The organism is Enterobacter mori LMG 25706 (genome assembly GCF_000211415.1).
Classification (GTDB): Bacteria; Pseudomonadota; Gammaproteobacteria; order Enterobacterales; family Enterobacteriaceae; genus Enterobacter; species Enterobacter mori.
The window spans coordinates 99,639-114,385 of sequence record NZ_GL890774.1; the positions used below are offsets into that span (position 1 = coordinate 99,639).

10 protein-coding genes and 1 pseudogene are annotated in these 14,747 nt (G+C 55.6%); 5 read left to right on the forward strand and 6 right to left on the reverse strand.

Annotated features, from left to right (window positions below; translation table 11 throughout):
• Window positions 1-26: 26 nt before the first annotated feature.
• Window positions 27-1,595 carry a multicopper oxidase CueO gene (gene cueO / locus ENTMO_RS0102345; RefSeq protein WP_010426910.1) on the reverse strand — a complete coding sequence of 523 codons (1,569 nt, stop codon included), beginning with the start codon at window positions 1,593-1,595 and terminating at the stop codon, window positions 27-29.
• 145 nt (window positions 1,596-1,740) lie between these two features.
• Here cueO and ENTMO_RS0102350 point away from each other — a divergent pair, with 145 nt between their 5' ends.
• The 3 genes from ENTMO_RS0102350 (at window position 1,741) to speD (ending at window position 3,855) form a co-directional block, all read left to right on the forward strand.
• Window positions 1,741-2,088 (forward strand): YacC family pilotin-like protein, encoded by a 348-nt coding sequence (locus tag ENTMO_RS0102350; protein WP_010426912.1) that lies wholly within the window; start codon window positions 1,741-1,743, stop codon window positions 2,086-2,088.
• Window positions 2,089-2,190: 102 nt separating this feature from the next.
• A complete protein-coding gene (gene speE / locus ENTMO_RS0102355; RefSeq protein ID WP_010426914.1) occupies window positions 2,191-3,060 on the forward strand; it encodes a polyamine aminopropyltransferase in 870 nt (289 codons plus the stop codon).
• The gene (gene speD / locus ENTMO_RS0102360) at window positions 3,061-3,855 is read left to right on the forward strand and encodes an adenosylmethionine decarboxylase (RefSeq protein WP_010426916.1); all 795 of its coding nucleotides are present in this window, start codon (window positions 3,061-3,063) and stop codon (window positions 3,853-3,855) included.
• Window positions 3,856-3,886: 31 nt separating this feature from the next.
• Here speD and yacL read toward each other — a convergent pair whose 3' ends face one another.
• Both yacL and acnB read right to left on the reverse strand, forming a co-directional pair.
• Window positions 3,887-4,249 (reverse strand): protein YacL, encoded by a 363-nt coding sequence (yacL, locus tag ENTMO_RS0102365; RefSeq protein ID WP_010426919.1) that lies wholly within the window; start codon window positions 4,247-4,249, stop codon window positions 3,887-3,889.
• Window positions 4,250-4,439: 190 nt separating this feature from the next.
• Window positions 4,440-7,037, reverse strand: a complete 2,598-nt coding sequence (gene acnB, locus ENTMO_RS0102370; RefSeq protein WP_010426922.1) for a bifunctional aconitate hydratase 2/2-methylisocitrate dehydratase — start codon at window positions 7,035-7,037, stop codon at window positions 4,440-4,442.
• Between the two features lie 891 nt (window positions 7,038-7,928).
• Between acnB and ENTMO_RS23670 the strand changes: the two are divergent.
• Together ENTMO_RS23670 and ENTMO_RS0102385 are read left to right on the forward strand one after the other, a co-directional pair.
• Window positions 7,929-9,462, forward strand: a pseudogene (locus tag ENTMO_RS23670) (DUF3300 domain-containing protein).
• A gap of 10 nt (window positions 9,463-9,472) precedes the next feature.
• Window positions 9,473-10,264: a DUF2950 family protein gene (locus tag ENTMO_RS0102385; protein ID WP_029484931.1), complete on the forward strand. Its 792-nt coding sequence runs from the start codon at window positions 9,473-9,475 to the stop codon at window positions 10,262-10,264.
• Between the two features lie 44 nt (window positions 10,265-10,308).
• Here the strand turns inward: ENTMO_RS0102385 and traT are convergent, their stop codons facing one another.
• The 3 genes from traT to aceF all read right to left on the reverse strand — a co-directional run bounded on the left by traT (window position 10,309) and on the right by aceF (window position 14,738).
• Entirely contained in the window at window positions 10,309-11,040 is a 732-nt protein-coding gene (traT, locus tag ENTMO_RS0102390; protein ID WP_010426928.1) for a complement resistance protein TraT, read from the reverse strand.
• Window positions 11,041-11,236: 196 nt separating this feature from the next.
• Window positions 11,237-12,661 carry a dihydrolipoyl dehydrogenase gene (gene lpdA / locus ENTMO_RS0102395; RefSeq protein WP_010426929.1) on the reverse strand — a complete coding sequence of 475 codons (1,425 nt, stop codon included), beginning with the start codon at window positions 12,659-12,661 and terminating at the stop codon, window positions 11,237-11,239.
• Window positions 12,662-12,836: 175 nt separating this feature from the next.
• The gene (aceF, locus tag ENTMO_RS0102400) at window positions 12,837-14,738 is read right to left on the reverse strand and encodes a pyruvate dehydrogenase complex dihydrolipoyllysine-residue acetyltransferase (RefSeq protein ID WP_010426931.1); all 1,902 of its coding nucleotides are present in this window, start codon (window positions 14,736-14,738) and stop codon (window positions 12,837-12,839) included.
• Window positions 14,739-14,747 lie beyond the last annotated feature (9 nt).

Consider the following 14,747-nt stretch of genomic DNA (forward strand, 5'->3'; position numbering starts at 1 on the left):
AAGGCGAAGCCGCCACCCGGCTTTTTTTATACGGTAAAGCCAAGCATCATCCCCGTATCCTCATGCTCCAGCAGATGGCAGTGCGCCATATAGGCAAACGCCTTCGGCGCATCGTGGTCAAACTTCACCAGCACCTCGCTGACGCCACCTTCCACTCTCACCGTATCTTTCCAGCCCGCGCGGTGCGCATCCGGCGCTTTGCCGTTTTCTGAGAGAATGCGGAACTGGGTACCGTGGATATGGAACGGATGCAGCATCATGTCCCCTTCGCCCGAAATCACCCAGCGCTCAAACTGACCCTTTGTCGCAGCAAACATCGGCGTGTTCATGTCGAATGCTTTGCCGTTGATCATATTGGCGTTATGGAAATCAAAGCCGTGGTCGCCGTGATTCATGTTCCCCATGCCACCCATTTTGCCGTGGTCCATATTCATATGGCCCATCATCTGCCCGTGGTGCATCCCCGCCATCGCCTGATCGCCATATTTCGCCATCAGCGCCTGCATACCCATCATGTCGAGCATCGGGTTCATGGAGAGCTGCAGCTTGCGCTGCGTAATCCCGTCAAGCGACGGGAGCGCTGGCAGGGTGGTTAACGTATCCGGCAACGTGCCGGAAGCGGTCACCAGTAAAGGCTGAATACGCAGCACCGGATGCGGCTTATCAAATGGCGCAACCGCCATCCCCATCTGGCTGACTGGCAGGGTTACGAGGTCAAACGCCTTGCCGTCGCTGATGTCCACCAGCACCTCGAAGCGCTCGCCCATCAGCATCGGCAACTCGTTCACTTTTACCGGCTCCGGCAGGAGTCCACCGTCGCTTGCCACCACGTACAGCGGGCGCTTATCGCTGGCGGCGAAGTTCAGCGAACGGGCGTTACAGCCGTTAAGCAGACGTAAACGCAGCCAGCCTTTCGGCGCGGCATGCTGAGGGTAGATCGCGCCGTTGGTCAGCAGCGTGTCGCCAAACCAGCCCACCGCCGCACTCATCACGTCCAGCTGGTAGTCAATTTGCCCGTCAGCATTGAATTTCTTGTCCTGCACAATCACCGGAACGTCGTCGATGCCCCACTGTTTCGGCAGGCGTAGCAGGCGGCTTTCGTCGTCTTCAATCAGCCCCAGCCCCGCCAGCCCCATCGCCACCTGATGGCCCGTTTTGCCGTGCTGATGCGGGTGGAACCAGCAGGTCGCCGCACGTTGGTCAGGGGTAAAGGTCACGCTGCGTTTGCCACCAGCCTTGATAACGCCCTGTGGTCCCCCGTCTACTTCACCCGGCACTTCCAGCCCGTGCCAGTGCAGCGTGGTCTCTTCCGACAGCGTGTTATGGATATCAACGGTGACGGTTTTTCCTTTGCGTAACTGGAGCGCCGGGCCGAGGAGATTTCCGTTATAGCCCCAGGTTGTGGCGGTATTCGCACCAAAAGTCGTTTTGCCCGATTGCACCACAAGCTGGATACGACTGCGGGCATCAGCAGTCAGCAATTCAGGAATGGGTAAGGCGGGTCTGTCAGCCGCGAAAACGGCGCGACTCCAGAGTGGTAATGCGCTGGCAGCCCCCAGCGCAGCGGAATATTTTAAAAAATCACGACGTTGCATGTTCATTTCCTTATTTCCAGCCGGCGATCTTTTGAGCATAAACCCTCCCCTTACCGGAAGGTCAAGTAAAGCGGCAATAATAAAGGTCGTCGGCCTGGCATCAAGTATGCTAACGTTAATTTTCCGTGATGCAGTGGTAGAAGCAATGAAGACGTTTTTCAGAACAATTTTGTTCAGTGGCCTGATGGCGATGTGTGCGAACAGTTACGCGCTGAGTGAAAACGAAGCAGAAGATATGGCCGATCTCACGGCGGTGTTTGTGTTTCTGAAAAACGATTGTGGTTACCAGAATTTACCCAACGGGCAGATTCGTCGCGCACTGGTCTTTTTTGCCCAGCAGAACCAATGGGATCTCAGCAACTACGACAGCTTCGACATGAAGGCGCTCGGTGAAGACAGCTACCGCGATTTGAGCGGTATCGGTATTCCCACTGCTAAAAAATGCAAAGCGCTGGCTCGTGATTCACTCAGCCTGCTCGCCTACGTGAAGTAACCTTCCCGACGCCCCTTGTTGACTCGCTAACCGCTTCACAGCGGTGATGTGTTGCGCCCCTTCTGCTGAATGTCAGGATGTAAACGATGGAGAGGACAGCCCATGACCGAGAAAACGGTATGGCAAGAAACGCTGCACGATCAGTTTGGTCAGTACTTTGCCGTTGATAACGTGCTTTATCACGAGAAGACCGATCATCAGGATCTGATCATCTTCGAGAACGCCGCCTTTGGCCGCGTCATGGCGCTGGACGGCGTGGTGCAAACCACCGAGCGCGATGAGTTTATTTATCATGAGATGATGACCCACGTTCCGCTGCTGGCCCACGGCCACGCAAAGCACGTTCTGATTATTGGCGGCGGCGACGGCGCGATGCTGCGTGAAGTTTCCCGCCATCAGTCCGTCGAAACCATCACGATGGTGGAAATCGATGCGGGTGTGGTTTCGTTCTGCCGTCAGTACCTGCCCAACCATAATGCCGGCAGCTACGACGATCCGCGCTTTAATCTGGTTATCGACGACGGAGTCAATTTTGTTAACCAGACCACGCAAACGTTTGATGTGATTATCTCTGACTGCACCGATCCGATCGGTCCGGGCGCGTCGCTGTTTACCTCCTCGTTCTACGAAGGCTGCAAGCGCTGCCTGAATCCCGGCGGGATCTTCGTCGCGCAAAACGGCGTCTGCTTCCTGCAGCAGGATGAAGCCCTCGACAGCCACCGCAAGCTGAGCACCTACTTTAGCGACGTCAGCTTCTACCAGGCCGCGATCCCGACCTATTACGGCGGTATCATGACCTTTGCGTGGGCGACCGACAACGAGGTGCTGCGTCATCTCTCTACCGAAATCATTCAGGCGCGCTTCCACCAGGCGGGTCTTAAATGTCGCTATTACAACCCGGCCGTCCATACCGCGGCGTTTGCCTTGCCACAATATCTGCAAGACGCACTGTCCTCAAAGGGGGTGAGCTAATTGAAAAAGCTGAAACTGCATGGCTTTAACAACCTGACCAAAAGCCTGAGTTTTTGTATTTACGATATCTGCTACGTCAAAACTGCAGAAGAACGCGATGGCTACATCGCCTATATCGATGAACTCTACAACGCTAACCGCCTGACGGAGATCCTGTCAGAAACCTGCTCAATCATTGGCGCCAACATCCTGAACATCGCGCGTCAGGACTATGAACCCCAGGGCGCGAGCGTCACCATTCTGGTGAGCGAAGAGCCGGTAGACCCGAAGCTTATCGACAAAACCGAGCATCCGGGCCCGCTGCCGGAAGTGGTCGTCGCGCATCTCGATAAGAGCCACATCTGCGTACACACCTACCCGGAAAGCCACCCTGAAGGCGGGCTATGCACCTTCCGCGCGGACATAGAAGTGTCGACCTGCGGCGTGATCTCGCCGCTAAACGCACTGAACTATTTAATCCACCAGCTGGCATCGGACATCGTCACGATTGATTATCGCGTGCGTGGTTTTACCCGTGATATCAACGGTATGAAGCACTTTATCGACCATGAGATCAACTCTATTCAGAACTTTATGTCTGAAGACATGAAATCGCTGTACGACATGATGGACGTGAACGTGTATCAGGAGAACATCTTCCATACCAAGATGTTACTTAAGGAGTTTGACCTTAAGCACTACATGTTCCATACCAAACCGGAAGATTTGAGCGAAGAAGAGCGTAAGGCGATTACTGACCTGCTCTGGAAAGAGATGCGCGAGATCTACTACGGCCGCAATATTCCGGCCGTGTAAGAGTAAGCCGGAGCAGGGATGCTCCGGTCTGTTATTTCTGTTTCATAAAGTCGCGGTACGCATTTACCACCTGAAGGAAATCCTCTACGCCGCACATCGACAGGCTCTCTTCGTCGTAGTAGCTCATCCCCTCTTCCATCTCGTCACCTGAAAACTCGAGCTGGTTGGCGCGCACCATCACCTCTTCGCCATCCATCCACAGGGTGTATTCATGCCCGGCGCGCTGCCAGGAACGCTCACTGCCTTTTACCGTCTTCGCCGCCTCTTCCACTTCATCAAGAAGTGCGAGATTCTCCTTCACCTCTTCGTTAAACCAGTGTCCAACGGCTTCGTGGCCCATCGACATACGCACTTTCACCACTCCGGTGATGTCGCGCAGAAATTCGTAATCCATAGTGTTTTCCTCTGCAAAGCCATTAGGGTAATTATCGCAGCAGCGAGGAAGAAAAAAAGCGGGAGAGGTGGGAGGAATGAAAATAAAAAGGTGAGAGCAAGACCCTGCGGCCTGATGCCCTCACCCCATCCCTCTCCCACGGGAGAGGGTGCAAACACTAAAAACCGTCTCGTGGAGACGGTTTTGCTGTTTATACTGCCGTCTGGAAGATAACCCCGTCAGCCTTCTCGGTGTACTGAGAGAGCTGGTCGAAGTTCAGATAGCGATAGGTATCCACCGCTGTCTTATCCACCTGAGCCACAAACGTCTGGTACTCTTCCGGCGTTGGCAGTTTGCCAATCAGCGCCGCAACCGCCGCCAGCTCCGCAGAGGCCAGGAAGACGTTCGCACCGGTACCTAAACGGTTCGGGAAGTTACGGGTAGAGGTGGAAACCACCGTCGCACCGTCAGCCACGCGCGCCTGGTTACCCATACAGAGGGAACAGCCAGGGATTTCAATTCGCGCACCGCTCTTACCAAACACGCTGTAGTAGCCCTCTTCGGTCAGCTGCGCCGCGTCCATACGGGTTGGTGGTGCCACCCACAGACGGGTCGGCAGCTGGCCTTTATGAGTATCCAGCAGCTTACCGGCAGCGCGGAAGTGACCGATGTTGGTCATGCAGGAACCGATGAACACTTCGTCGATTTTCTCGCCCTGAACTTCAGAGAGCGGACGCGCATCGTCCGGATCGTTCGGTGCACAGAGGATCGGCTCTTTAATATCCGCCAGATCGATGTCGATCACCGCCGCGTACTCTGCGTCAGCATCGGCTTCCAGCAGCTGCGGATCCGCCAGCCATTTTTCCATGCCCTGAATACGACGCTCCAGGGTACGACGGTCGCCGTAGCCTTCGGCAATCATCCACTTCAGCAGCACGATGTTGGAAGTCAGGTACTCTTCGATTGGCGCCTGGTTCAGCTTGATGGTACAGCCTGCAGCAGAACGCTCGGCGGAGGCATCGGTCAGCTCGAACGCCTGTTCCACTTTCAGATCCGGCAGACCTTCAATTTCCAGAATGCGGCCAGAGAAGATGTTTTTCTTCCCTTTCTTCTCAACGGTCAGCAGGCCCTGTTTAATCGCATACAGCGGGATCGCGTGAACCAGGTCACGCAGGGTGATACCCGGCTGCATTTTACCTTTGAAGCGCACCAGCACCGATTCCGGCATATCCAGCGGCATCACGCCGGTCGCCGCAGCAAACGCCACCAGACCAGAGCCCGCCGGGAAGGAGATACCGATTGGGAAACGGGTGTGAGAGTCACCGCCAGTACCCACGGTATCCGGCAGCAGCATGCGGTTCAGCCAGGAGTGGATGACGCCGTCGCCCGGACGCAGAGAGACGCCGCCGCGGTTCATGATGAAGTCTGGCAGCGTATGGTGCGTGGTTACGTCGACCGGCTTCGGATACGCCGCGGTGTGGCAGAAGGACTGCATCACCAGGTCGGACGAGAAGCCCAGGCACGCCAGGTCTTTCAGTTCGTCACGGGTCATTGGACCGGTGGTGTCCTGAGAGCCCACGGAGGTCATCTTAGGCTCGCAGTACGCGCCCGGACGAACACCCGCTACGCCGCACGCACGGCCCACCATTTTCTGTGCCAAAGAGTAACCACGGCTGCTCTCCGCCACATCTTTCGCCTGACGGAACACGTCACTGTGCGGCAGACCCAGCGCTTCACGCGCTTTGGTGGTCAGGCCACGACCGATAATCAGCGGGATACGGCCACCTGCACGCACTTCGTCGATCAGCACGTCGGTTTTCAGCTCGAAGCTTGCCAGCAGTTCGTTGGTTTCGTGGTTACGCACTTCGCCCTTGAACGGGTAAACATCAATCACGTCGCCCATGTTCAGGTTGGACACATCCACTTCAATCGGCAGCGCGCCCGCATCTTCCCTGGTGTTGAAGAAGATCGGCGCAATTTTGCCACCGAGGCACAGGCCACCGCCGCGCTTGTTAGGCACGTGAGGGATATCGTCGCCCATAAACCACAGCACGGAGTTGGTTGCGGATTTACGGGAAGAGCCGGTACCCACAACGTCACCCACGTAAGCCAGCGGGAAACCTTTCTCCTGCAGGGCTTCGATCTGTTTGATCGGGCCGACGCTGCCCGGCTGATCCGGCTCAATGCCTTCACGGGCGTTTTTCAGCATCGCCAGGGCGTGCAGAGGGATATCCGGGCGAGACCACGCGTCCGGTGCCGGAGAGAGGTCATCGGTGTTGGTTTCACCGGTCACTTTAAAGACGGTAACGGTGATTTTATCAGCCAGTGCTGGACGGTTCAGGAACCATTCGGCATCCGCCCAGGACTGCATCACCTGCTTCGCATAGACGTTGCCCGCTTTGGCTTTTTCTTCTACATCGTAGAAGTTATCGAACATCAGCAGCGTGGAAGAGAGCGCTTTAGCGGCAATCGGTGCCAGCTTGTCGTTATCCAGCGCGTCAATCAGCGGATGAATGTTGTAACCACCCTGCATGGTGCCGAGCAGTTCAATGGCTTTTTCAGGAGTAACCAGTGGGGAGGTGGCTTCGCCTTTGGCGATAGCAGCAAGGAATCCGGCTTTTACGTAGGCAGCTTCATCTACGCCAGGCGGTACGCGGTTGATCAACAGATCTAACAGGAATTCTTCTTCGCCCTTAGGCGGGTTCTTCAGCAGCTCGACGAGCGCGGCCATTTGGGTTGCATCTAAAGGTTTGGGTACAATTCCCTCGGCGGCACGTTCTGCTACGTGCTTACGGTATTCTTCTAGCACGACGGTTCTCCTCGCTCTCATTGTCATATGCGGCGGGCGTTCTCTTCACGCTCCTGTGAGACAGCAGTTTGTAGGGTAAATGCCCGATACCGCGTCGGGCAGCATAGCAGGATTTCTGCACAGTGTTAATCCGTTTACAAAAAAGCAACATTAAAAAATTTGCTGAATCGTTAAGCATGGTGTAGCGGGGAGACGAGACGAATTTTGGGTACAAAAAAACCGCCAGGTAGCGGTTTATTTGTTGCCTTGCGGTGGTAGCACACCGTGTTGGCAGATTTGCGGCAACCCCAACCAAATGAATTTTGCATCACGCCCCGCGGGCTTGCAAGCCATTATGTCAATTTTGCGTAGCGCCTTCCTGTTTCGAATGAAAATTCGTTTCACTTCATTTTTCACCTTCAGAATGACGACTGAGTCGATTACTCTTCTTCTCGGCCTGCTTCGCTGGTGTAGCAACCAGTCACCGGGCCCGGAAGCAGTTCCGTAACCTACGCGGCAATCCCAACTTGCCTGGTTCTGCCTTTCCCGGTGGAGTATGAACCCGCGTAGCCTGTACAGGAACGCACGCAATGGAGATGCGAATCACTGCACTGATCGTTGTGACCGGTTTACTGCTAACCGCGCTGCACGGTGGCTGGAACATATCCAACATCACGGTGCTGTTTGTCGTCAACCTCGGCAATTAGCTGCTGGCCGCTCGCAAGAGCGGCCTTCTGAATTCCCGGCGCCTTTTCCCGCATCGCATATAATTGTGTAATAAATGCACACACTCTTTATCCGGACGCTTCGGTGGTTTCCCAAGAAAAGTCAAAACTGTCATACACGGGTGAATAATACTCGCGGCAACAAGAACGCCTCACGGCACAGCGCTTGTCTCGTTGGAGTCATTTTATGAAGTTGCCCTTTAAGCCACACCTGCTTGTCCTTCTCTGCAGTGCCGGGCTGTTTGCCGCCTCAGGCGTTATGTTTGTCAAAAGTCGGGCAACGGAGTCGGTCGTCCCTGCTCCTGTCACGCAACAACCGGCAGCACCTGCCGCAGCCCAGCCCGCCCCTGTCGTCGCACCCACGTACACGGCCGCGCAAACCGATCAGTGGGTTGCCCCAGTTGCGCTCTACCCGGATGCCCTGCTGTCGCAAATTTTAATGGCCTCGACCTACCCGTCAAACGTTATCCAGGCGGCACAGTGGTCAAAAGATAATCCCAAAATGCATGGCGATGCCGCCATTCAGGCCGTTGCTGGTCAGCCGTGGGATCCGAGCGTAAAGTCGCTGGTGGCGTTTCCTCAGTTGATGTCGCTGATGGGTGAAAATCCGCCCTGGGTCCAAAATCTGGGCGATGCCTTTCTCGCCCAACCGAAAGACGTAATGGATTCCGTTCAACGCCTGCGCATGCTGGCGCAACAAACCGGTGCATTGCAATCAACGCCACAGCAAACGGCCACGACCGTGACGAAACCTGCCCCTGCAAAAACCACCACCAGCGAGTCAACAAACACCACCACAAGCCCGACGGTGATCAAAATTGAATCTGCCGATCCGCAGGTGGTTTACGTTCCGACCTATAACCCCAATACGGTTTACGGTACCTGGCCAAACGCGGCCTACCCGCCCACCTATTTACCGCCCTCACCCGGGGAGCAATTTACCGACAGTCTGGTCAAGGGTCTCGGCTTCAGTCTGGGGGTGGCCACAACCTATGCCATCTTCAGCAATATCGACTGGGATGACGACGATGACTGGGACCACCACCATCACGATGATGACTGGGATAATCATGGCGGCTATAACCGCAACGGCGATAACAACATCAACATTAACGTTGAGAACTTTAATAAAATCAGCGGACAGCGGCTGACGGATGCCAACCGCACCTGGCAGCACCACCCCGCCTATCGTGAAGGCGTGCCGTACCCGACCAACCGGCTCAATACCCGTTTCCATTCCACGAAAGCGGCGACAGGGCTCAGTTCGACGCAGCAAAAACCGGTCAATCGGGATAGCCAGCGTCAGGCCGCATTGAGTCAAATGGAAAAATCGACAGGAAAAACCTTCCCTCAGGCAACGCGTCCGACAACCCGAGATGCACCGCGTCAGGCTTCCAGCCAACAGCTGAAGCAGATTTCACAGCGCAATAACTACCGCGGCTACGACAGCAAACCGCAAATCGCGAAGCGAACTGAGAATAACCAGTGCGGCCACACAACGACAGGAAAAACGGGTTTCGCAACCCTCACAGCAGCGCACGACCCAGCAGAGAAATATTCAGCATCGCGCTAATGCGCTGAGCGGCAACGACAGCCGGTCCGGCAACTGGCAAGCCCAGCAGCGTCGGGGCGAGCAGAGCAGACAAGTCGCTGCCCGCCATCAGCAGCCCCGTCAGGCCTCAGCCGGACGCGCAGAACACCGTGAATTCCGTCACCGTTAAGGGAGCCGACATGAAAAGTAAACTACTCTGTGGAATGGCGTTATTCATGCTTTCGGCCACCGCGATGGCACAGCAATCATTCAGCACGCCAGGCCAGGCAACCGATGCGCTGGTGAGCGCAATCAGTAAGCATGATGAACGTGCAATGAGCGACCTGCTTGGGGAGAACTGGCGCGACTTCCTGCCGCCTGAAGGGGTCGACCCGGATGCCGTTGATCGTTTCCTGAGAGACTGGAAAGTTCGCCATGATACCGCCATCGAGGGCGATGTGGCGCATCTGGTTGTTGGAGAGAGCGACTGGCAGTTGCCGATCCCGGTGATGAAAACCGCTACCGGCTGGCAATTTGACATTAAAGCAGGCGCCGAAGCGATCCTCACGCGCGAGATTGGGCGGAACGAACTCGGTGCCATCGAGGCGCTGCATGCCTATGTCGATGCTCAGCAGAGCTATTTTGCGTTGAACCAGAAGTATGCGCAGAAAATTGTCAGTTCTGAGGGGAAAAAGGACGGTCTGTACTGGCCCGTCTCGCCAGGCGAAGCGCCAAGCCCGCTGGGTCCGGCGTTCAGTCCTAAAGAGCCAGGAGCAGGCTATCACGGCTATCGTTTTCGCATTTTGCCGGATAATAACGGTTTCGCCATGATCGCCTGGCCAGTCACTTACGGTCAGACGGGGGTGATGAGCTTCACCATCAATCAGGACGACAAGGTGTACCAGAGCGATCTCGGCAGTGATTCCGCGAAGAAAGCAAATGCCCTGACCGCATACCCTCTGGATAAGACCTGGCAACCCGTCGCCCCGTAATGCAGGCAGGCCGGGTAAGGCGACATCGCCACCCGGCTGTTTTCCTACAGAATATTTGCGACCGATTTCGCCAGCTGCGCTTCCAGAACCGGCTTCGCCTCTTCGAACTTCAGGTTCACCTTGTTGGCGTTAGACACCACGCGGGTCTGATACTTCGCACGATCGCCCTGCTCGGTGCTGGTCTGCAGTTTCACGCCAGAGGTACCCTGACGCAGGGCAGCGATATTATCGGTTGTGACTTTTTCTTTGCTGCGCTCAGAGATCTGCAGGTCAGTCACCATGGTGTAGTTTACATCTTCCACCATGGCGTCTGCCGCCATGCCGATCAGACCCGCCGCCAGACCCACGCCCAGCGCTGCGCCGGAAGAGTTGCTGTTATAAGCGGTGATCCCGGCACCCAGTGCAGCGCCCACAGCCGCACCTTCATACCCGGTTTTCAGGTAGCCCTGAGCTTCACGCAGGTCCATTTTGTCGGCTTTCAGGACGTTTGCCTGCACCCAGTAATATGCGCCGTCAGGGGAACTGGTCACTTTATAGCCCTTAGCAATCAGGTCGTTCGCCAGCAGGGTCTGCAGGTTGCTCATGTCTTTATCGGAGGTGTTTTTAACCTGAATGTAGACCGTTTTCTCGTTGGATGGCTCAAGCCAGACGGTTTCACTCATCTGGGTTTTCACTTCCAGGTTGCGTTTCTTCACCGCCGTCGTAACCGCACCGCACCCTGTCAGCGTCAGCGCTGCCGCCACTAAGCCAATTACCGCCACTTTCTTCACAGACATGTATTTTCCTTTTTTCGTGTAATAAAAGAGTCCAGAACCCCTAAACCGCGTGGCCAGTAGCCACACAATGGTGAAAAAAGTATCGGCAGATGAAGGGAAATTTTTAGCGGAAATATCAACAGGATGACTACTAAATCCGGTAGTACCAGGCAAAAAAAAACGCCTCCGGAGAGGCGTTTATCAAGCGCAGAGAAACTTATTTCTTCTTCGCTTTCGCGTTTGGCAGGTCGGTGATGCTACCTTCGAACACTTCTGCCGCCAGGCCCACGGACTCGTGCAGAGTCGGGTGAGCGTGGATGGTCAGCGCGATGTCTTCCGCGTCGCAACCCATTTCGATAGCCAGACCGATTTCACCCAGCAGCTCGCCGCCGTTGGTACCGACAATTGCACCACCGATCACGCGGTGAGTCTCTTTGTCGAAGATCAGTTTGGTCACGCCATCCGCACAGTCGGAAGCGATAGCACGGCCAGAAGCAGCCCACGGGAAGGTGGCGGTTTCGTAGCTGATGCCTTTCTCTTTCGCTTCTTTCTCGGTCAGACCCACCCAGGCAACTTCTGGCTCGGTGTACGCGATAGATGGGATCACTTTCGGATCGAAGTAGTGTTTCATGCCAGCGATAACTTCAGCGGCAACGTGACCTTCGTGAACACCTTTGTGCGCCAGCATTGGCTGACCGACGATGTCGCCGATAGCAAAGATGTGCGGCACGTTGGTGCGCAGCTGCTTATCAACGCGGATAAAGCCACGATCGTCCACTTCCACGCCAGCTGCGCCAGCATTGAGGTTTTTACCGTTCGGCACGCGGCCGATCGCCACCAGCACGGCGTCGTAACGCTGCGCTTCTGCAGGGGCTTTTTTGCCTTCCATGGAAACGTAAATACCGTCTTCTTTCGCTTCAACGGCAGTCACTTTGGTTTCCAGCATCAGGTTGAATTTCTTGCTGATACGTTTGGTGAAGACTTTTACGATGTCTTTGTCGGCTGCCGGGATAACCTGGTCGAACATTTCAACCACGTCGATCTCTGAACCCAGCGCATGGTACACGGTACCCATTTCCAGACCGATGATACCGCCGCCCATAACCAGCAGACGCTTAGGAACGGTTTTCAGCTCCAGGGCATCGGTGGAATCCCACACGCGTGGATCTTCATGCGGAATGAATGGCAGTTCGATTGGGCGAGAGCCTGCCGCGATGATCGCGTTGTCGAAGTTGATCACGGTTTTACCGTTTTCGCCTTCCACTTCCAGGGTGTTCGCACCGGTGAATTTACCCAGACCGTTTACCACTTTCACTTTACGGCCTTTGGCCATACCCGCCAGACCGCCGGTCAGCTGAGTGATAACTTTCTCTTTCCAGGTACGAATTTTGTCGATATCGGTTTTCGGCTCGCCGAAGACGATACCGTGTTCAGCCAGCGCTTTGGCTTCTTCGATAACTTTCGCTACGTGCAGCAGCGCTTTAGAAGGGATACAGCCGACGTTCAGACAAACACCGCCGAGGGTGCTGTAACGTTCTACGATGACGGTTTCCAGACCTAAATCCGCGGCGCGGAATGCTGCGGAGTAACCTGCCGGGCCTGCCCCAAGTACTCCGCCCTGAGTTTTGATTTCTGTGCTCATCATGACCTCTTAATTTATACCCGTCGTCCACCGGGTCGTTCTATCCGCCCGCAGTTTACAAAATTGTTAACAATTTTGAAACAACAAACGGCTCACGAATTGTCGCTTTCGCCACTAACCTCACAAACACCCTGAGATTATCAGAAAAAAGCCGGCCGACTGGCCGGCTTTTCGATTACATCACCAGGCGGCGAATGTCGCTCAGGGTGTTGTTGATGATGGTGATGAAGCGCGCACCATCAGCACCGTCGATCACGCGGTGGTCGAAGGACAGAGAGATTGGCATCATCAGACGCGGCACGAACTCTTTGCCATTCCACACTGGCTCCATCGCGGACTTGGACACACCGAGGATAGCCACTTCCGGCGCGTTCACAATCGGCGCGAAGTGGGTGGTCCCCAGGCCGCCGATGCTGGAGATAGTGAAGCAGCCGCCCTGCATTTCGCCGGCAGTCAGCTTACCATCACGCGCTTTCTTGGAGATCACGGTCAGTTCACGGGACAGCTCGGTAATGCTCTTCTTGTTCACGTCTTTGAAGACCGGAACAACCAGACCATTTGGCGTATCAACCGCAACACCGATGTTGATGTATTTCTTCAGCGTCAGCTTCTGACCGTCTTCGGACAGAGAACTGTTGAAGCGTGGCATCTGTTCCAGAGCCGCAGCAACCGCTTTCATGATGAAGACCACTGGGGTGAATTTCACGTCCAGTTTACGCTTCTCAGCTTCGGCATTCTGCTGTTTACGGAACGCTTCCAGGTCGGTGATATCGGTTTTGTCGAAGTGCGTAACGTGCGGGATCATCACCCAGTTACGGCTCAGGTTAGCACCAGAGATTTTCTGGATACGACCCAGCTCCACTTCTTCGATTTCGCCGAACTTGCTGAAGTCCACTTTCGGCCATGGCAGCATGCCCGGGATACCGCCACCGGTGGCAGCAGCTGGAGCCGCTTCAGCGCGTTTCACCGCGTCTTTCACGTAAGTCTGAACGTCTTCGCGCAGGATACGACCTTTACGGCCAGTCCCTTTCACTTTCGCCAGGTTCACACCGAATTCGCGCGCCAGGCGACGAATCAGCGGGGTAGCGTGGACGTAAGCGTCGTTTTCAGCGAACTCAGATTTGCCTTCCGCTTTTGCAGCAGGAGCCGCAGCAGGTTTAGACGCCTGAGCCGGTGCAGCAGAAGGTGCCGGAGCAGCCGCGGCAGCCGGAGCTGCGGCAGGCGCAGCGCCTTCCACTTCGAAGACCATGATCAGAGAGCCGGTAGACACTTTGTCGCCGATGCTGATTTTGATCTCTTTAACGGTACCCGCGAACGGCGCAGGGACTTCCATAGAAGCCTTGTCGCCTTCAACGGTGATCAGTGACTGTTCAGCGGCAACTTTGTCGCCCACTTTCACCATCACTTCGGTTACTTCAACTTCGTCACCGCCGATGTCCGGTACATTAACGTCTTTCGCGCCGCCAGCAGCTGCTGGTGCAGCGGCCGGAGCCGGAGCAGCGGCCTGTGCTGGCGCGGCAGCAGGTGCAGCACCCGCCACTTCGAAGACCATGATCAGGGAGCCGGTAGACACTTTGTCGCCGGTGTTGATCTTGATCTCTTTAACGGTACCGGCGAACGGAGCTGGCACTTCCATAGAGGCTTTGTCGCCTTCTACGGTGATCAGTGACTGCTCAGCGGCAACGGTGTCGCCCACTTTCACCAGGATTTCAGTGACTTCAACTTCGTCACCGCCGATGTCAGGCACGTTCACTTCTTTCGCGCTCGCGGCAGCGGCTGGCGCAGCGGCGGCCGGAGCGGCTTCTTTCTTCTCTTCCTGCGCAGGTGCAGCTGCTGCTGCACCGTCGGCGGAATCGAAAATCATGATCAGTTTGCCAGTCTCGGTTTTATCGCCAACAGAGACTTTGATCTCTTTAACGATGCCAGCCTGAGGAGACGGGACTTCCATAGAGGCTTTATCGCCTTCTACGGTGATCAGCGACTGTTCAGCTTCAACTTTGTCGCCTACTTTGACCAGGATCTCGGTGATTTCAACTTCATCAGCCCCGATGTCCGGTACATTGATTTCGATAGCCATTATTCTTTT